Origin of the sequence: Luteimonas sp. RC10 (assembly GCF_014192745.1) — a bacterium.
In the GTDB taxonomy this organism is placed as follows: Bacteria; Pseudomonadota; Gammaproteobacteria; order Xanthomonadales; family Xanthomonadaceae; genus Luteimonas.
In genome coordinates, this window is the sequence record NZ_JACHYJ010000009.1 from 1 (window position 1) to 17,977 (window position 17,977).

Genomic DNA, 17,977 nt, shown 5'->3' on the forward strand with positions numbered 1-17,977 from the left:
GGAACCCATCAGCCAATGGCTGGCCCGCCTACACGTACTGCCTGGGCACGTGCTGCAACAGATGCTGTTGAGCTAGAAACGTGGGGATACCTCAGGGTCAGAGTGGCATTTTCCTTCAGGGAAAATGCACTCTGACCCCGGTTTGGTGTGACGCGGGAGGGACTAGAGCTCGCAGAAGCAGTAGGCGACGGCCTTGACCGGCTTGCCGGGCACCGGCGTCATCACGCTCTCGAGCAGGCGCAGGTCCTGTTCGGCCCGCGGCGCGGCGCGCGACAGCAGCCCGCGCGCGAGATCGCTGTGGCCCAGCAGCAGGCTGCCGGCGCGGCCGCTGACCAGGCCGGTCAGGAAGCGTCCGAACGGCGTCGCGGTCTTCTCGATGTAGCGCACGCGCCAGCGGTCGGTGCCGAGTTCGGCGAGTTCGGCCGCCTTGGCGATCGCCGTGCGCAGGCCGCCGAGTTCGTCGACCAGACCGCGATCGAGCGCCTGGGTACCACTCCACACGCGGCCGCGGGCGACGGTGTCGATCTCCTCGCTGCTGCGACCACGCGCATCGCCGACCTTGCCGATGAAGTTGCGGTAGCCGCGATCGATGATCGCCTGGATCGCCTGCCCGGCCTCGGGCTGCAGTTCGCGCGACAGATCGAAGGCGCCAGCGAAGCGGGTCGTGCCCACGCCGTCGGTGCGCACGCCGATCTTCTCGAGCGTGCGCGGGAACGTGGGCACCAGCGCGAAGATGCCGATCGACCCGGTGATCGTCGAGGCATCGGCATAGATACGGTCGGCGTTCATGCTGATCCAGTAGCCGCCCGATGCGGCGACATCGCCCATCGACACCACCACCGGCTTGCCCTCGGCCTTGAGCGCGTCGACTTCGCGGCGGATCTGCTCGGAGGCGAAAACTTCGCCGCCACCCGAGTCCACACGCAGCACGACAGCCTTGACGTGCTCGTCCTCGCGCGCCTCGCGCAGCAGCGCCGAGGTCGACTCGCCGCCGATCGTGCCCGGCGGCTGGTCGCCGCCGGTGATGCCGCCTTCGGCGACGACCACCGCCACCTGTGCGCGGCGGTCGGTGGCCCGCGGCTCGACATGGGCCAGGAAGTCGCGCATTGCGATCTGGCGGAAGCCACCGTCGGCATCGTCATCGGCGACGCCGCGCTCGACCAGCAACTGCTCGACTTCCTCGAAGGTCTTCAGACCGTCCACGTAGCCGTGGTCGAGCGCGTAGCGCGCCAGGTCGCCCTGCGCCGCCTCGATGCCGGCGGGCAGCGACTCGATCTCGGCGTTGATCGCCTCGGGCGTCAGGCCGCGCGCCTTGGCGATGTCGGCCACGTGCCGCTGCCAGATGTCGTTCATCCAGTACAGGTCGGCTTCCTTCGACTCGGGCGAAGCGCCATCGAGAATGAACGGCTCGGCCGCGGACTTGTACTCGCCCACCTTGAACAGATGCATGTCCACCGAGAGCTTGTCGGCCAGCGCCTCGCGGTAGTACTGGCGATAGCCGCTCAGACCTTCGAGGATCATGCCGCCCTCGGGGTCGAGGTAGACCTCGTCCGCCTGCGCGGCGAGCAGGTACTGCTGCTGGCCGAAGTACTCGCCGAATGCGACCACCTGCTTGCCGGCCGCGCGCAGCTCGGCCAGTGCGTCGGCGATTTCGCGCATCGACGCATAACCCGAGAACGTCAGCCGATCGGTCCGCAGCAGTACGCGCTCGATCCGGTCGTCCTGCTTGGCGGCCTCGAGCGCACGCAGCACATCGCGCAGCTGGACCTCGCCGGTACCACCGCCGCCACTTTCGGCCAGCGCGCGCGTCAGCGGATCGCTGCGGTACTGCTCCACGAGCGCGCCTTCGGGCGCGATCACCAGCGTCGTGCGGTCGAGCAGCGGCGCCTGCCGCGAGCCGCCGCCGACGATCGCCAGCAACACCAGCAGCGCGAACAGGAACAACAGGCCGAAGAACAGCAGATTCAGGATCAGCCTGCGGATGAAGTTCATGCCGTCCCAGAGACCGACGATGAAGCGCGTCAACGGCGCGCGCGGGGGCTGCACAACGGTACTCATGCTCGATACGACTCCATTAGAAAAGGGCCCGGATCCGCTGACGATGTAGACAATGCCACGCACGGTCCGGTCCACCGCGGCAGACTACCCGGGCGGCCGGCCGAATGCATGCGCCGGTGGTCACTGTGACAGCCGGCCCGCCAACGGCGTCGTCACGCGCCGGCTGGTGCGCAGGAACCGGCCGCCCAGCAGCACCGCGGCCACCGACAGGCCGGCGATCAGCCCGATCCACATGCCCTTCGGTCCCCAGCCCAGGCCCAAGCCCAGGCCCGCGCCCAGCGCCATGCCCACGCCCCAGTACGCCGCGGCGGCCAGGAACATCGGCACCCGGGTGTCCTTGAGCCCGCGCAGCGCGCCAGCCGACAACGCCTGGATGCCGTCGGGAAACTGGAACGCCGCGGCGTAGAGCAGCAGCGCGCCGGCCAGCGATGCGACCGCCGCATCCTGGGTGTAGGCGCGGACCACGTGGTCGTGACCCAGCAGCAGCGCGATGCCGGACAGGGTCTGGGTCGCCAGCACCAGGGCCAGCCCGGCGAATCCGGCGCGGCGCACGCCGGCACTGCCGAGCCCACGGCCGACGGCATTGCCCACGCGCACCGTGGTGGCCTCGGCCAGCCCGAACGGCACCATGAAGCACAGCGCGGCGACATTGATGGCGATCTGGTGCGCAGCCGCCTCGATCTCGCCCAGCCGGCCGATCAGCAGCGCGGTCACCACGAACAGGCTGCCTTCCATCGTCACCGTGACCCCGATCGGCAACCCGGTCCGCAGCAACGGACCGATCTTCGACCAGCGTGGCGGATCGAATCGCGAAAAAAGCGCGTAGCCGGCGAAGCGCTTGGACATCGCGAGATAGGTCGCAAAGCCAAGTGCCTGCAGCCACATCATGATCGCCGAGGCCAGGCCCAGGCCACCGGCGCCGCGTTCGGGGAACGGCCCCCAGCCGAAGGCGAGCGCGTAGCCAGTGGGCACCAGCACCAGCAGCCCACCGAAGCCGAACAGCATCGTCGGCAACGTCCAGTGGATGCCGTCGCTCAGATAGCGCATGCAGAAGTACAGCGTCAGCGCCGGCACACCCCAGCGGATGCCATGCAGGAATGCCGTGGCCCCCGGCACGATGTCCGGTGCGATGCCGAGCGGCCCCAGCGCGTTGGCCAGCAGCGTCAGCAAGACCAGCAGCAGCGCACCCAACCCGGCGGCCAGCCACAGGGCCTGCCGGAACAGCGGCCCCACCTCGGCATGGCGGCCTTCGCCGTCGAGCTGCGACACCGATGGTGGCACTGCCATCAAGGTGCCCATGGGCACCATCAGCGGCAGCCAGAAGATCGCTGTGCCGACCGCGACGGCGGCCAGCGTGTTGGTACCGTGGTGGCCGGCAATGACCGAATCGACGAAGCCGATCAGGCCGGTGGCGACATGGCCGGCAACCAGGGGGGCAGCAAGGAAGGCGGTGCTGCGCACTTCGTGGCCGAAGCGCGGGATGGCAGGCGGGGAGGACATGGGGACCACTCTGGCGACTGCGGCCGCGCGTACGAAACCGATGCGTGCGCTGGCGCCGGGGCGCGCAAGCCCGCTATTTTACGGGCATTGCGCGAATCCCGGGGGAACGGCCATCGGCCGGCGGGCCAAGGCGCAATCGCAACCGCGGGCCTCCCAGTCGCGCGCATCGTCTATCGCGACACGAACCGACACTTGCCCATGCCTCATGCCCACGATCCGGCGCCCGCCGCCTGCGAGAACTGCGAGACCCCGCTGCAGGGCGCGTTCTGCCATCGCTGCGGCCAGTCCACCCACAGCCCAGTCCGCCACGCCAGCCATGCGATCGAGGAGGTGTTCGAGTCCTTCTGGCATCTCGATGGACGCATTTTCCGGACCCTGCGTGACCTGCTGGTGCCCGGCCGCGTCGCGGCGCGCTACCTGGCCGGACAACGCGTGCGCTACGTCGCGCCGATGCGGCTGTTCGTGATCCTCACGCTGCTGACGTTCTTCGTCGCCAAGTTCCTCGTCGACGGCGCGACGTTCGCCATCGCGGCCGATAGCCTCGACCGCGAGACGCACGGACGCATCGCTGCGGCCACGACGGTCGCCGAGGTGGTGCAGGTCCGCGACGACGTGCTCAGCGATCTGGAGGAGACCCGCCGCGTCACCGGCGCGCTCCCCGGCGTGCGGACACAGCTCGACGGCGCCGAGGCGCTGCTCCGGCAGCAGGCGCAGGCGCGGATCCACGCGCTGGGCGGGGACGCGGGCGCAGGCGCGCACGAGGACGGCACGGCGCAGGGCGAAGCCGCGGCCCGCGACGCCACGGCCGCCGCCGACAGTCCGACACCGCCGACGATCGGTGGACCGCTGGCCGAACGCATCGAACGCAACCTCATGCGCATGCGCGACGACCCCGACGCCTTCAGCCGTGCGCTGCTCGGCGCCGCACCGACGGCGCTGTTCATCCTGGTCCCGTTGTTCGCGCTGCTGCTCAAGCTGGCCTATCTGTTCCAGCGCCGGCTCTACCTCGAGCACGTCGTCATCGCGCTCTACAGCCACGCGGCGCTGATGCTCGGCCTGCTGCTGGTGTTCTGCTGCGCGCTCGCCGGTGGCTGGCTCGCCCCCCATGCCGGCTGGGCGGCACGTGCGCTGGGCTGGGGACAGACGCTGCTGCTGTGCGCGCTGCCGCTGTACCTGCTGGCGATGCAGAGGCGCGTCTACGGCCAGTCGTGGCCCTGGACGCTGATCAAGTTCGCGGCGATCGGCCCGTTGTACGTCGTGCTGTTTCTGAGCGTCGCGATCCCGATGGCCGGCTACGCGCTGTACGCGGCCTGAGCTCAGAAAGATTATGGCGCGACGCGTGCACGCAACCACGCGTCGCGTTCGGGCGCCGGCACCGCCAGCCACTGGCGCCGCAGGGCATCGCGATCCTGCGGCGGCGTGCGCTGGGCCAACAACGCCAGGTCCGCCAGCCCCTGGGACGACGCCGCCCGCAACGCCGCGATCGCAGGCGCACGCTGGGCGTCGGGCATGGCGGCAAACAGCGGATGCAACTGCGGCCACATCGCCCCCAGCGTCGGGCCGAGCAGCCAGCCGCGGCGCATCCCCAGGTCCAGCTGCTCGAAGCGCAGGCGCAGCGCTTGTCGCTCGTCCTCGGGCAGGCTGTCGAAATAGGCGGCGGCCTGCTGCAGCCGCGCACGCTCGGCCTCGGGCAGATCGGACGCCGCCTCGAATGCCAGTCGCCGACGTGCGCGCTCGGCCGCCGGCAACGCAGCCCAGGCCGCCTGCCGTGCCGCCAGCGCCTCGCGCTCGGCGGCCGACATCGTGGCCAGCCGCGCTGCCCGCTCGGTCAGGCGGGCCCGATCCAGATCGGGCAACCGCTCGAGCGGCAAGGCCGGCGGCAACGCCCACGCGCTGCCGGTCAGCACCAGCAATGACGCACCGAGCAGGCGCAACGCGCGTTTACAGCTCCGCATCGCTGGTCTCCGGTTCGCCATCGTCGTCGGTCTGGGCGGGCTGCAGATGGGTGTCCGCCGTGCTGTCCTGCGGACGCTCGCGCTGCGCCGCCAGCCAGGCGAAGAACGCCGGGTCCGCTTGCCAGCCAGTGTCCTCGTCCTGCGCCAGCAGCAGTTCGAAGTCGCGCTCGGTCACCAGGGCAGCCTGGGCGTCATAGCGCGCGGCCGGGGCGCTGTCGGCCAGCGCCTCGATCCGGATCTCCTCTTCGGCCAGCCCACCGCGCCACGACCCGTTCCAGGTGGCGGCCAGCGCCAGCACCGTCGCCAATGCGACGGCAACCATCGCTGGCCAGAGCCATCCCGGGCGCCGCGCCACTGCTCGGGTTTCGGGCGGTGGCGCCTCGACCTCGCCGCGCGCCACCGGATAGCGCCGCAGCGTCGGTGCGCGGCCGCGCAGCGCCGCCTCGCGCAGGGCGGCCAAGCGTGCGAGGCGGTCGGGCGGCAGGGTCCGGATGCCGGACTGGACGGCCTCGGCCAGCGCGCGCCAGGCCGCGACATCGGGGCTGCCGTCTTCGCCCCGCGGCAAGGCGCGCTGCAGGCCGAGCCGATAGGTCGCACGTGACACACCGAGCACCGCGGCCGCCTCGTGCTCGGGCAAGCCAGCCGCCAGCCGCAGCAGGACAACGACGCGCGGCCCGCCGGGCAGGCGGTCCAGCGCCGGCAATCCATCGGCCGCGCTGCCGGCCCGAGGGGCGCGCAGCGCGGGGGCCGCGAGCAGCAACGACCAGAAGCGGCGCGGCCAGTCGGCGAACGGCACCGTGGTCGCCCCCCGGACGAACTCGGCCATCGCCGCGGCGACGGCAGCGTCCCCGCTGTCGAGGTCGCCGCATTGCCACTGCGCGAACATCGCCGCGCGTCGCTCCACGCCACGCAGGAATGCGGCAGCGGCAGGCGGGTTGCCGGGGACGGACGACGGAGACGGACGCATCGGGAAGGACGGTTCGGGCCGGGCATCATAGCGGCCACGCCGATGCAGGCGAGTCTTGACAAGCGCGATTGCGCTTTCCACAGGCGCCGGATGCATGTCGATGTTGTGCACAGGACTCACGAAGCTGTCATTTGGCTGAAGTCAAGCGGCATCGCGCGGGTCATGACCGGAATGTTTCACGGCCAAGCCTTTGATTCTAAAGAAGAAGAAAGATTTGGCACTTTTTTGTCCAACCGAACGTCGGCCGCACTGAATGCCGACTACGAGGGGGGTTCAATCCGTTCATGCACAGCCTTATCCACAGGATGTGTGGATAAGCCGGATTTCTTTACCAATCCGTCACTTGCAGTGGAAACGTGAATCTGTCCGCAACTTCGGCCTGCAAACGGCGCGACGCCTCTGCACGGCGGCACTGCCGGGGATGGCGCCGGCGAATCCGCACTCCAGCCCACGTCACGTCGCTCGCCGGACCTGACCTGGGCATCGCGCAGCGCCTAGACTGCGCCGGTGTCCACCTCTGCCTCCCTCCCCACCGTATTGCGCGTCGCGCTGCCGGTGCCGCTGCCGCGCTTGTTTGACTATCGGCCGCCGGTCGGCGGCGATCCCGCCACGCCCGCGCACGTCGGCCGACGCGTGCGGGTGCCGTTCGGGCCGCGCGAGCTCGTCGGCGTGGTGGCCGAGGTGGGGCCACCGGCCGGCGATGCCCCGCAACTGCGCGAGGCGCTCGCGCTGCTCGATGACGCGCCGCTGCTCGCGGGCGAGCTCGACACATCACTGCGCTGGCTCTCGCGCTACACCCACGCTCCACTGGGCGAGGTGCTGACCACCGCGCTGCCGGCATCACTGCGGCGCGGCGACCCGCTGCCTGAGACCCACGCCTGGGCCTGGCAATTGACCGAAGCCGGCCAGACGGCGGCCCCAGGCCTGAAGCCAGGCGCCCGCCCGCATCGATTGGCCGAACTGCTGCAGGCCACGCCGCGCGACGAGGACGCGCTGGACCTGCTGCTACCCGACTGGCGCAGTGCGGCCCGCACCCTGGCGGCGCGGGGCCTGGTCGAACGCATCGCCATCGCCGCGTCCCGCCTTGCACCGGCCCCACAGGCCGGGCCCGACCCGAACCCGGAGCAACGCGCCGCCATCGACGCGGTGACTGCCACCGAAGGGTTCGCCGCGTTGCTGCTCGATGGGGTGACCGGCAGCGGCAAGACCGAGGTCTACCTGCAGGCCATCGCGCACTGCCTGGCCCGTGGACGCCAGGCCTTGGTGCTGGTGCCGGAGATCGGCCTGACCCCGCAGACGCTGGCCCGCTTCCGCGCCCGTCTGGGCGTGCCGGTGCATGCGCTGCATTCGGGCCTGGGCGACGGCGAGCGCGCCCGGGTCTGGGCCGCGGCCTGGCGCGGCGAGGCGCGCGTGATCGTCGGCACCCGTTCGGCGGTGTTCGTACCCCTGCCCGACGCCGGCCTGATCGTCATCGACGAAGAGCACGACGGCAGCTACAAGCAGCAGGACGGCATCCGTTACCACGCCCGCGACTTCGCCCTGGTGCGCGGCAAGGCGCTCGGCGTGCCGGTGCTGCTGGGCAGCGCCACGCCGTCGCTCGAGTCGCTGCAAAACGCCGTGGCCGGGCGCTACCGCCACCTGCGCCTGGCGCAACGCGCCGGCGGTGCGCGACCGCCGACGGTCCGTGTGCTGGATGTCCGCAAGCGCCCGCTCGAGGCCGGCCTGTCGCCCGAACTGCTCGTCGCGATCCGCGGCGCACTCGATGCCGGTGGCCAGGTCCTGGTGTTCAAGAACCGCCGCGGCTACGCCCCGGTGCTGCTGTGCCACGACTGCGGCTGGAGCGCGCACTGCCCACGATGCAGCACGCCCGAGCACGGCCATCCGATGACCGTGCATGCCAGCGGCCGCCGCCTACAGTGCCACCACTGCGGTCACCGCCAGAGCGCGCCGCCGGCCTGTCCCGACTGCGCCAGTCTGGGCCTGCAGCCGCAGGGCATCGGCACCGAACGGCTGGAGGAACTGCTGGCCGCGCGTTTTGCGGACGTGCCGGTGCTGCGCATCGACCGCGGCAGCACACGGCGGCGCGATGCGCTCGAACGCCTGTTTGCAGAACTGGGCGCGCGTCCGGGCATCCTGATCGGCACGCAGATGCTCGCCAAGGGGCACGACCTGCCGAACCTGACCCTGGTCTGCGTGGTCGGGGTCGACGAAGGCCTGTTCTCGGCCGATTTCCGTGCCGGCGAAAAACTGGCGCAACTGCTGATCCAGGTCGCCGGCCGCGCCGGCCGCGCCGACAAGGCCGGGCAGGTGCTGCTGCAGACCCACCACCCGGACCACGCACTGCTGCAGACACTGGTGCACGGCGGCTATCACGCCTTCGCCGCCCAAGAGCTCGACCAGCGCCAGGCGGCTGGCTTCCCGCCGTTCGTGCCCTTGGCGCTGCTGCGGGCCGAATCGCCGCACGCGCAGCCGCCGATGGCCTTCCTGCACGCGGCCCGCGCGTTGCTTGCCGCCCACATCGGCCGCGACGCGAACGGCGCACCGACGCTGTCGCTCGACGGCCCGGTCGCCGCCCCCATGCCCAGACGCGCGGGCACCTATCGCGCGCAACTGCTGCTGGCTGCCGACCACCGGGCGCGCCTGCACGGCGTGCTCGAGGCGACGTTGCCGGCGATCCACGCGCTCCCCGAGGCGCGGCGGACGCGTTGGTCGCTGGATATCGACCCGGTGGATCTGTACTGAGCTCGGCATCGGCTGCGCGGCGCGCCGATGCCCTCGCTCAGTTCTTTGAGGCGCCTCGAGGGCTGCGGTTTTTCGGCGTCGGCTTCGGCGCCTCGCGAATCTCCACGGCTTGGCCATCGCGCCGGACCTCGAACAGGCCGACGGCGTCGATCAACGCGCTGAGGTTGCGGTAGCCATAGTTGCGCGCATCGAACGAACCCTGGTTGCGCACATGGCTGCCGACCGCGCCCAGATGCGACCACCCGGCATCGTCAGCGGCGGCCGCGACCGCATTGCGCAGCAACTGCACGAGTTCGCGATCGGCCTGCAGTTCGGCCGACGTCCTCGGCTTGCCGGTGCCGGCATGGTCGGGTTCGTCGAGGGCGCGCAGCTGTTCCAGGTACAGGAACGTCGAACAGGCTTTGACGAACGGCGCCGGCGTCTTTTCCTGGCCGAAGCCGTAGACCCCGTAGCCGTCGTTGCGCAGACGCATCACCAGCGGCGTGAAGTCAGCATCGCTGGACACGATCGCAAAGCCATCGAGATTGCGCGCGTACATCAGATCCATCGCATCGATGACCATCGCCATGTCCGAGGCGTTCTTGCCGGTGCTGTAGGCGAACTGCTGGATCGGACGGATCGCGTACTCGTGCAGCACCTTCTCCCATCCCGACAGATGCTGGCTCTTCCAGTTGCCGTAGGCGCGGCGGACGTTGGCCACACCGTGCCGCGCGATCTCGGCCAGGATCACATCGATCTTGGAGGCGGGGGCGTTGTCGGCATCGATCAGCAGCGCGATGCGTTTCTCGTCGTCGATCCGGGGGCCGTGCATGGCCTGGTTCCTGTGGGTGCGCGGGCGACCAGTCTGCCCGATCCGGCCGACGCCGCGTCGTCAGGGGTCGAGCAGCTCGCGTGCCATCACGATCGCGTCTTCGCGCCCATGATGCGCCGGGTAATAGCGTGGGCGGCGGCCGATTTCGTTGAAGCCCTCATCGTGATAGAGCGCGATCGCATGCGGATTGGACGGGCGCACTTCCAGGAACACCCGCTGGGCGCCGTGCCGGCGCGCGGTGTCCACCAGCGCACGGAACAGCCGCCGCCCCAGCCCGCGGCCCTGGGCATGGAGATCGACGCAGACATTGAGCACGTGCGCCTCGCCGGCTGCGATGCTGAGCACGCCGTAGCCCAGGATGTCACCGTCGGCGTCCAGCACCCAGGCCGGATAGCCCGCGCGCAGGCAATCTTCGAAAATGCCGCGGGTCCACGGAAACGGGTAGGCGCGCAGTTCGACCGCCATTACCGCATCCAGGTCGTCGCCCCGCATCGGCCGCAGCGTCGCTGCGACGGCGCGCGGCCTGGGCATGTCGATCGGCGCGTCCATCGTCAGCCCGCGCGTGCGCGCAACCGCCGCAGGGTCGGCCACAGCGCGCGCTTGGCTTGCGCATCGCGCAGCGCCCGCAGTTCGCCAAGACTGCGGTAGATCGCGAACGCGTCCTCGGCGTCGCGGCTGCGGCCAGCCGCACGCAGCAAGGCGTCGAGCAGCGCATCGTCGGGCAGCGTTTGCCCGGGCAGTTGCGTGCGATAGCGCACATGCCCGAGCGCATCGAGCGCGGCGCACTGCAGCGCATCCCAGGTCATGGCGTCGCTCCTGCGCCGCCTCGCCGCCGCAGGCACCACAGCACCGGACCCGACAACGCGTACAGCAGCGACGCGGCGAGCAAGGTCTTGGGCGGATCCACCCACAGCGCGATCAGGATGCCGACCGCGACCACCAGCGCCACGAACGGCACCCGGTCCGAGCGCGGACCACGGCCGCTGCCCTTGAAGCTGGTGTAGCGGATGCGACTGACCATCAGCAGCGCCGCCACGACGGTTACCCCGAGGGCGACGAAGCGCAGGTCGTCGCCGCTGAACTCCAGCTCGTGGCAAGTCCAGACGAAACTGGCCATCAAACCGGCCGCGGCCGGGCTCGCCAGTCCGACGAAGTAGCGCTTGTCGACCGTCGCGACCTGGCTGTTGAAGCGCGCCAGGCGCAGCGCCGCGCAGGCGGCATAGAGGAACGCGCCCAACCAGCCGATCTTGCCCAGCGTTGGCCCGTCGAGCCGCAGCGACAACAGCGCCCAGTGGTACATCACCATCGCCGGCGCCATGCCGAAACTGATCAGATCGGCCAGCGAGTCGTACTGGACGCCGAACTCGCTCTGGGTATTGGTGAGCCGCGCGACGCGCCCGTCGATGCCGTCGAGGATCGCGGCCACGAAGATCGCCAGACACGCGGCCGTGAACCGGCCCTGGGACGCGGCGATGATCGCGAAGAAGCCGGCGAACAGGCCGCCGGTGGTGAACAGGTTCGGCAGCAGGTAGATGCCGCGGCCGCGGCGCGGTGTGGGATCGATCTCGCTCATCGCACGAGTGTAGCGCCTGGACGGCCGCGGCCGTCGGCGCAACGGTTGCGCGCCAGGCTCCCGGGTGCTGGAATCGCGCCCGTCCCCCGCCCGGCTCCTGGAGCCCACCATGCGCCGTGCCCTTGTCCTGCTCTGCCTTGTGCTGCCGGCCTGCGCTGCCGCAGCCGGGGACGTTTACACCTGGAAGGACGCGGCGGGCGTCACCCACTATTCCCAGACCCCGCCCCCGTCGGGCGTGCGCTACCAGTTGCGGACCGTCCGCCAGGATGCCGAGGCCGGGACGCGCGACCGGTCCGGCGAGGCCCCCGTGGTGCCAGCCCCGACCGCCACACCCGGCGATGCCGGCAGCCTCCAGACGCAGTGTGCCCTGGCGAAGGACAGCGTCGCCGCGCTTGAAACCGATGCGCCGGTCCGCCAGGCCGGCGACGACGGCCAGTTGCGCGAGCTCTCGCCTGCCCAGCGCGTCGATCAGTTGGAACTGGCCCGCGCCGCGGTGCGCGCATACTGCCGCTGATCGCCGCGGGGCCGCGGGCCTGCGTGGCACAATGTCGGGTCCGATCCTGACCCAGATGCCGCCAATGCGCCTGTCGCAGTTCCACCTCCGTACCGAAAAGGAAACGCCCGCCGACGCCGAGCTCGTCAGCCACAAGCTGATGCTCAAGGCCGGCATGCTGCGCAAGCTGGGCGCGGGAATCTATCTCTGGTCGCCGCTGGGCCTGCGCGTGCTGCGCAAAGTCGAAGCAATCGTGCGCGAGGAGATGGACGCCGCCGGCGCGATCGAGCTGCTGATGCCGACGATCCAGCCACGCGAGTTGTGGGAGGAAAGCGACCGCTGGCAGAAATTCGGCCCGCAATTGCTGAAGGTGAAGGACCGCAAGGAGCAGGAATTCTGCTATGCGCCGACCGCCGAGGAAGTAATCACCGATTTCGCCCGCGGCGAGCTGGCCAGCTACAAGCAACTGCCGCTGAACTTCTACCAGATCCAGACGAAATTCCGCGACGAGATTCGCCCGCGTTTCGGCGTGATGCGCTCGCGCGAATTCGTCATGAAAGACGCCTATTCGTTCGACATCGACGAGGCGGGCATGGCCGCCTCCTACCAGAAGATGCACGCGGCCTATACCCGGATATTCACCCGGCTGGGCCTGGACTTTCGCGCGGTGCAGGCCGACTCGGGTGCGATCGGCGGCGACGCCTCGCAGGAATTCCACGTGCTGGCCGAATCGGGCGAAGACGCGCTGGTGTTTTCCACATCTTCCGATTATGCCGCCAACGTCGAGGCCGCCCGCGCTGCCTCGCCGGGCGCGCGACCGGCGCCCAGCGAGGCCTTGCGCCGCGTGGAGACGCCTACCCAGAAGACCTGCGAGGACGTCGCCGCGCTGCTCGGCATCGCGCTGGCCCGCACCGCCAAATCGATCGCACTGATGGCTGGCGAGCAGTTCGTGCTCGCGCTCGTGCGCGGCGACCACGCCGTCAACGAGATCAAGCTCGCCAAGGTCGAGGGCCTGGCCGACTACCGGCTGGCGAGCGAGGCGGAAATCGCCGATTACCTGGGCAGCGAGCCGGGCTTCCTGGGCCCGGTCGCGCCGCGTCGACCGATCCGGGTCGTGGCCGACCTGGAAGTGGCAGCGATGGCCGACATCGTGGTCGGTGCCAACGAGGCCGGCTGGCATCTGGCGGGCGTCAACTGGGGTCGCGACCTGCCCGAGCCGGACGTCGTCGCCGATATTCGCGACGTGGTCGCCGGCGACCGCGCCGAGGATGGTGGCGAGCTGCGGATGGCGCGCGGCATCGAGGTGGGTCACGTCTTCCAGCTGGGCCGAAAGTACGCCGAAGCGATGAATTTCAAGGTGCTCGATGCCGCCGGCAAGGCCGTGGTGCCGTGCATGGGCTGCTACGGCATTGGCGTGTCGCGCGTGGTGGCTGCGGCGATCGAACAGAATCACGACGACAACGGCATCATCTGGCCGGCCGCGATGGCGCCCTGGCAGGTCGCGGTCTGCGTGATCAATCCCAAGAACGAAACCCATGTTGCCGAGGCGGCCGAGGCGCTGTACCGGGAGTTGCTGGCAGCCGGCATCGAGACCGTGCTCGACGACCGCGGCCTGCGGCCCGGCGCGATGTTCGCCGATATCGAATTGATCGGCGTGCCCCACCGCGTTGTGGTCTCGAGCCGTGGCCTGGCGTCGGGCACCTACGAATATCGTAAACGTACGGCAGCGGATGCAGAGAATCTCGATCGCGAATCGCTGTTCTCCAGGCTTCGCGACTGAAGTTTCCTCGCGCCTTCACGGGGCCGGTTAATCCCTCGATCCACCCGCACCGCGCCCGGCGACCATGTCGGGCGCAGCGGTGATTTGTTTCCTGGGATAATCCCGATTATGATGCCCGCCATGCCAAAGGACTGGTCACCCCCATTAACCAGCCGGAGCCGTACACATGGCGTTTGATCTCAATGCATTTTCCCCGCAGCAACTCGATGCGCTGATTGCCCAGGCCAAGGAGCGCAAGACCACGCTCAAGAAGCGCAAGCCGCTGGCCACCGTCCGCAAGAAGCTCACCGACCTGGCCGCCGCAGAGGGCTACAGCGTCGCCGAGCTGTTCGGGGCCGGCGGTGCCGGAGCGCCTGCAAGGGCTGGCCGTACCGGGCCTGCCAAGGGCCGCAAGCTCGGCAAGGTGCCGCCGAAGTATCGCAACCCCGCCAACAAGGCCGAAACCTGGACCGGTCGTGGCAAGCAGCCCTTGTGGCTGGCCGCCCAGATCAAGAAGGGCAAGAAGCTCGAAGAGTTCCTGATCAAGTAATCGGGCGCTCGCAGGAAGAAAAGGCGCCTTCGGCGCCTTTTTCTTGTGTTTCACCTGGCGCAGGCCCTGCCACTGCGCCCATTCACCTTACGCGCATCCACATACCAAGGCCCTCGACACGCCAAGGCGCGACGGCCGACGGTCCTGCCGCGACTATCACAGGACGCGTGCACCGGCGCCCTTCGCCTGAGCTCACAGGTTCTTGCGCGCAGGCAGCAGCACGTTGCCGAAGATCAGGCCGGCGATCAGCGCCATCACGATATTCATCACCAGCAGCGCAGCCTCCTGGCCAGCGGCCACGTTCTGCTGCTGTATCAGGTTCATCAGGCCGCGCAGGCTATTGCTGCCGGGCACCAGCATGATGATGCCGGGCACCCGGATCACCGCCCCCGGGCGGTCGGCCCAGCGTGCATAGCCGTTGCCGGCCGCCGTGATCACCAGTGCGGCGACGAACAGACCGATCTCCGGCCCCAGCGCCGCCCCGACCCAGCGCGAGATCAGGTAACCCGAGGCCGCTGCGGCCATAACCACCAACACGTCGCGCTTGCCTGCGCGGAACAGAATGGCGAATGCACATGCGGCCACCACCAGCGCGCCCCATTCCACCCAGTCGGGCTGCGGCCGCAGCGCGCGCACATTCGGCGAGACACCGAGCAACTGCGCCAGCGCCAACGCGATGACCGTGCCGATGGTCAGCTTGAGCACCGTGGTAATGGCGCCCGCGAACCGCGCGGTGCCCGAGACCAGATGCTGACTGGTGAGCTCATTGATCGCATTGGTCAGCGCCATGCCCGGCAGCATCACGATCAGCGAGGCAATGATGACCGTGTTGAGATTGAGCGGGGTCAGGAACGCCGACACGACAATGGCGACGAAGCCGGCGAGCATGCCCGCCAACGCCTCCCCGGCCTCCTTGAGCCGGGTTCCGTTGCGGGTCACCAGATCGAGCAGGCCGATCAGCAGACCGATCGTGCCGGCGGTGGCGATGTCGGGCCACGGCAACCGCCACAGCCCGGCCACGCCGGTGGCCACCAGCGCGAAGCCGAGCACGTGCAGTGCTTTGCCAGCCCGGCCCGGCTGACGCTGGTCGAGCGCACGCAGCGCGGCATGCCCCTCGGCCAGGTCCATGCCGCCGGCCATCACCTGCTCGGCAATCCGGTCGGTCTCGCACAGCTTGTACAGATCCACCTCGCCGGGCGGCATCCGGATCACCCGGGTGGTATCGCTATCGCCGGGCGGACGCAGCGGATCGCTGAACGTCAGGATCATGCCGGTGGGATTGACCCAGGGCTCGCATTCGATGCCCAGCCGCTGGGTCACCGCGATCACCGCCCCTTCCAGGCGCTGGGCGGTCGTGCCGTAGGCGTGCAAATGCTCGGCAAGCTCGACCACGAAGGCGATGCGGGCGGCGTAGCTGGCGGAGGTCAGCGAGGCGATCGTCGTGGACATCGACACAGCATGGCATGGGCGCGCTGGCACGGCGATGCGTGATGCTCGGCGTCACATGGTTTTTCGGTATTCTCGTCACTGTTTGCCCCTGCCCGGCCGCACGCTCTTCAATGACCGCTTCCCGACACGCCACGCCCAGCGCAGACGCCGACGCTACCGGCCGGCTGCGGCTGCGCGGCGATTGGACGCTCGACCATGCGGGCGCGATCGAGCGGGTGCTGCGCGAGACCAATGACGCCACGGACATCGATGCGACCGGCGTGGACCGACTCGACTCGGTCGGGGTGCTGCAACTACGGCATTACGCCAACAAACGACAGCTCGATTTTGCTGCATTCGACTTTCGCCAGGACCATCGCGCGCTGGTCGAGGCGATCGACGAAGTGGCCGACGATCGCCCGCCGCGCAAGCGCGAGTACGGCTTTGCCGCAGCGCTCGGCCGGCTCGGTTACACGATGCACGGCAACTGGCGCGGGATCATCTCGCTGGTGAGCTTCCTGGGCGAGCTGCTGGTCAAGCTCGTCCGTCTGGTCGCCTCGCCGCGCAGGCTGCGGCTCACCTCCACCGTCCACCACATGGAGCAGGTCGGGCTGGATGCGGTCCCGCTGGTGGCCTTGCTGTCGTTCATGGTCGGCGCGGTGATCGCGTTCCTGGGCGCATCGGTGCTGGCCGATTTCGGCATGACGATCTTCGTCGTCGAACTGGTGTCGATCGCCTTCCTGCGTGAGTTCGGCGTGCTGTTGACCGCGATCCTGCTCGCAGGGCGGACCGCGAGCGCGTTCACCGCGCAGATCGGTGCGATGGTCGGCCGTGAGGAGGTCGATGCGATCCGGACCCTGGGGCTGGACCCGGTCGACCTGCTGGTCATTCCGCGGGTGCTCGCACTGATGGCGATGCTGCCGCTGCTGACTTTCATCGCGATGGTCGCGGGCCTGATCGGCGGCCTGTCGGTCGGCGCCTTCAGTCTCGACATCCCGCCGCAGGCCTACCTGTCGCGCATGCACGACCAGATGGAACTGCGGCATTTCCTGGTCGGCATGTCCAAGGCCCCGCTGTTTGCCATCGTCATCGGCCTGATCGGCTGCCTGGAAGGGCTGCAGGTCGAAGGGACCGCCCAGTCGGTCGGCGAGCGCACGACCTCCAGCGTCGTCCAGTCCATTTCGCTAGTCATCGTGCTCGATGCATTCGCCGCGATCTGGTTCATGCACATGGGGTGGTGACGACGTGATGGGTGATTCGGCAGAGCAGGCGCAGACGAGCCCGCCCGACGCGCGGGACGGCGGCGTCGTGCCCGATCGCCCAGCGCAGGCCGCCGATCACGGCAGCGACGACGGCGACATCGCCATCCGCGTACGCGGGCTGGTCAACCGCTTTGGCGAGCAGGTCGTGCACGAGGACCTCGACCTCGATGTGCGTCGCGGCGAGATCCTGGGCGTGGTCGGCGGTTCGGGCACCGGCAAGTCGGTGCTGATGCGCGCGATCCTGGGCCTGCGCGCGCCGCAGGCGGGCAGCATCGAGGTCCTGGGCGCCGACGCGCTGTCGCGCGACCCCGATAGCCGCAGCCATATCGAGCGCCACACCGGCGTGCTGTTCCAGGACGGCGCCTTGTTCTCGTCGTTGACCGTCGGCGAGAACGTGGAGGTGCCGCTGAAGGAACACCACGGCAGCCTGCCCGACAAGCTGCGCTATGAGCTGGCGCTGCTGAAGGTCAAGCTCGCCGGCCTGCCGGCGGACGCCGTCGGCAAGCTGCCCTCGCAGCTCTCCGGCGGCATGCGCAAGCGGGCCGGTCTGGCGCGCGCACTGGCACTCGACCCACCACTGCTGTTCCTCGATGAACCCACCGCGGGCCTGGACCCGATCGGCGCGGCCGCATTCGACCGCCTGATCCGCACCCTGCAAGAAGCGCTGGGCTTGACCGTCTTTCTCATCACACACGACCTCGACACCCTCTACGCTATCTGTGACCGGATCGCCGTTCTGGCGGACAAGCGGGTCATCGCAGTCGCGCCGGTCGAGGAGATCGAACGGGTCGACCACCCGTGGATCCAGGATTACTTCCACGGCCCCCGCGGCCGCGCCGCACGCGATGCCAGGGCCAACGGGCCGGGAGCCCAGTAGAC

General features: G+C 69.5%; 16 protein-coding genes and 1 pseudogene. 8 read left to right on the plus strand and 9 right to left on the minus strand.

The features are described 5' to 3' along the window. Nucleotides 1-162: 162 nt before the first annotated feature. Both sppA and FHW73_RS15305 read right to left on the minus strand, forming a co-directional pair. Complete coding sequence (gene sppA, locus FHW73_RS15300; protein ID WP_183427627.1) at nucleotides 163-2,058, minus strand: signal peptide peptidase SppA; 1,896 nt, start codon at nucleotides 2,056-2,058, stop codon at nucleotides 163-165. Nucleotides 2,059-2,178: 120 nt separating this feature from the next. Beyond that, the gene (locus FHW73_RS15305) at nucleotides 2,179-3,558 is read right to left on the minus strand and encodes an MATE family efflux transporter (RefSeq protein ID WP_183427628.1); all 1,380 of its coding nucleotides are present in this window, start codon (nucleotides 3,556-3,558) and stop codon (nucleotides 2,179-2,181) included. Nucleotides 3,559-3,756: 198 nt separating this feature from the next. Between FHW73_RS15305 and FHW73_RS15310 the strand changes: the two genes are divergently transcribed. Next, nucleotides 3,757-4,872: a DUF3667 domain-containing protein gene (locus tag FHW73_RS15310; protein WP_183427629.1), complete on the plus strand. Its 1,116-nt coding sequence runs from the start codon at nucleotides 3,757-3,759 to the stop codon at nucleotides 4,870-4,872. An 11-nt stretch (nucleotides 4,873-4,883) separates the two neighbouring features. Here FHW73_RS15310 and FHW73_RS15315 read toward each other — a convergent pair whose 3' ends face one another. Beyond that, nucleotides 4,884-5,513: a DUF3106 domain-containing protein gene (locus tag FHW73_RS15315; protein WP_183427630.1), complete on the minus strand. Its 630-nt coding sequence runs from the start codon at nucleotides 5,511-5,513 to the stop codon at nucleotides 4,884-4,886. Then, nucleotides 5,500-6,480 carry a sigma-70 region 4 domain-containing protein gene (locus FHW73_RS15320; protein ID WP_183427631.1) on the minus strand — a complete coding sequence of 327 codons (981 nt, stop codon included), beginning with the start codon at nucleotides 6,478-6,480 and terminating at the stop codon, nucleotides 5,500-5,502. Before FHW73_RS15320 ends, FHW73_RS15315 begins: the two co-directional genes overlap by 14 nt. A 90-nt stretch (nucleotides 6,481-6,570) precedes the next feature. Between FHW73_RS15320 and FHW73_RS15325 the strand changes: the two genes are divergently transcribed. After that, nucleotides 6,571-6,840 (plus strand): hypothetical protein, encoded by a 270-nt coding sequence (locus FHW73_RS15325; RefSeq protein WP_183427632.1) that lies wholly within the window; start codon nucleotides 6,571-6,573, stop codon nucleotides 6,838-6,840. Nucleotides 6,841-6,987: 147 nt separating this feature from the next. Continuing rightward, on the plus strand, nucleotides 6,988-9,222 hold the full coding sequence (locus tag FHW73_RS15330; RefSeq protein ID WP_345776199.1) for a primosomal protein N': 2,235 nt from the start codon (nucleotides 6,988-6,990) through the stop codon (nucleotides 9,220-9,222). A 37-nt stretch (nucleotides 9,223-9,259) separates the two neighbouring features. Here the strand turns inward: FHW73_RS15330 and FHW73_RS15335 are convergent, their stop codons facing one another. Genes FHW73_RS15335 through pssA form a run of 4 tightly spaced genes read right to left on the minus strand, consistent with a single transcriptional unit; the run spans nucleotide 9,260 to nucleotide 11,606 of the window. After that, on the minus strand, nucleotides 9,260-10,033 hold the full coding sequence (locus tag FHW73_RS15335; RefSeq protein ID WP_183427633.1) for an NYN domain-containing protein: 774 nt from the start codon (nucleotides 10,031-10,033) through the stop codon (nucleotides 9,260-9,262). 60 nt (nucleotides 10,034-10,093) lie between these two features. Next, the gene (rimI, locus tag FHW73_RS15340; protein ID WP_183427634.1) at nucleotides 10,094-10,582 is read right to left on the minus strand and encodes a ribosomal protein S18-alanine N-acetyltransferase; all 489 of its coding nucleotides are present in this window, start codon (nucleotides 10,580-10,582) and stop codon (nucleotides 10,094-10,096) included. Between the two features lie 2 nt (nucleotides 10,583-10,584). Further along, the gene (locus FHW73_RS15345; RefSeq protein WP_183427635.1) at nucleotides 10,585-10,839 is read right to left on the minus strand and encodes a hypothetical protein; all 255 of its coding nucleotides are present in this window, start codon (nucleotides 10,837-10,839) and stop codon (nucleotides 10,585-10,587) included. Then, nucleotides 10,836-11,606, minus strand: coding sequence for a CDP-diacylglycerol--serine O-phosphatidyltransferase (gene pssA / locus FHW73_RS15350; protein ID WP_183427636.1), 771 nt, complete (start codon nucleotides 11,604-11,606; stop codon nucleotides 10,836-10,838). The genes FHW73_RS15345 and pssA overlap by 4 nt, the downstream gene beginning before the upstream one ends. 109 nt (nucleotides 11,607-11,715) lie before the next feature. Between pssA and FHW73_RS15355 the strand changes: the two genes are divergently transcribed. From FHW73_RS15355 to FHW73_RS15365, 3 genes and pseudogenes are all read left to right on the plus strand, one after another. Further along, on the plus strand, nucleotides 11,716-12,120 hold the full coding sequence (locus FHW73_RS15355) for a DUF4124 domain-containing protein (protein ID WP_183427637.1): 405 nt from the start codon (nucleotides 11,716-11,718) through the stop codon (nucleotides 12,118-12,120). Nucleotides 12,121-12,184: 64 nt separating this feature from the next. Further along, a complete protein-coding gene (locus FHW73_RS15360) occupies nucleotides 12,185-13,879 on the plus strand; it encodes a proline--tRNA ligase (protein ID WP_183427767.1) in 1,695 nt (564 codons plus the stop codon). A gap of 166 nt (nucleotides 13,880-14,045) precedes the next feature. After that, nucleotides 14,046-14,402, plus strand: a pseudogene (locus FHW73_RS15365) (H-NS histone family protein); the annotation flags it as partial. 198 nt (nucleotides 14,403-14,600) lie between these two features. On the opposite strand, the gene FHW73_RS15370 reads toward FHW73_RS15365, so the two are convergent. Next, nucleotides 14,601-15,863, minus strand: coding sequence for a threonine/serine exporter family protein (locus FHW73_RS15370; protein ID WP_183427639.1), 1,263 nt, complete (start codon nucleotides 15,861-15,863; stop codon nucleotides 14,601-14,603). 104 nt (nucleotides 15,864-15,967) lie between these two features. On the opposite strand from FHW73_RS15370, the gene FHW73_RS15375 reads away from it, so the two are divergent. Both FHW73_RS15375 and FHW73_RS15380 read left to right on the plus strand, forming a co-directional pair. Next, nucleotides 15,968-17,077, plus strand: coding sequence for an ABC transporter permease (locus tag FHW73_RS15375; protein WP_183427640.1), 1,110 nt, complete (start codon nucleotides 15,968-15,970; stop codon nucleotides 17,075-17,077). Between the two features lie 7 nt (nucleotides 17,078-17,084). Next, a complete protein-coding gene (locus FHW73_RS15380; RefSeq protein WP_183427641.1) occupies nucleotides 17,085-17,975 on the plus strand; it encodes an ATP-binding cassette domain-containing protein in 891 nt (296 codons plus the stop codon). Nucleotides 17,976-17,977: the final 2 nt, after the last annotated feature.